Here is a 525-nt window from a genome sequence, read left to right on the forward strand (position 1 = left end):
CGATGTTATCGATTTCGAATACAGCTACCTAGCGATGCTGGGTATTAAAACTCAGTTTGGCGTTGAGATCGGCAAAGACATTAGCTTCGACACTCTACGTAGCGAACATGATGCTGTGATTCTGGCTCACGGTGCACACGTCGGTTCGATCATCCCTCTACCGGGTCATGACAACGATGGCGTGTTCTCTGCGGTTGAATACTTGAAAGAGATTTCTGAAACTCGCCAATTCCCACGTGCAGGCAAACGCGTGATGGTTATCGGCGGCGGTGACGTGGCAATGGACTGCGCGCGCTCTTCATGGCGTATCGGTGCAAGCGACGTTTACCAATGTTCGCTTGAGAGCCTAGAGAATCTACCTGCAAGCCAAATCGAAATCGACGAGTCGCTAGAAGAAGGTGTTGAGTTCAACGCAGGTTGGGGCCCAGTAGCTATTGAACATGAGAACGGCAAAGTAACCGGCATCACTATCAAGAAAGTCCTGTCTATCTTTGATGAGCAAGGCAACTTTGCACCTCAGTACAG

General features: G+C 49.9%; 1 protein-coding gene. It reads left to right on the forward strand.

Translation table 11 applies throughout. The features are described 5' to 3' along the window. Positions 1-525: FAD-dependent oxidoreductase (locus tag R7Q09_RS28210; protein ID WP_318144217.1), on the forward strand; the 525-nt coding region annotated here is incomplete at both ends.

This window comes from Vibrio sp. 2130-1 (assembly GCF_033339515.1).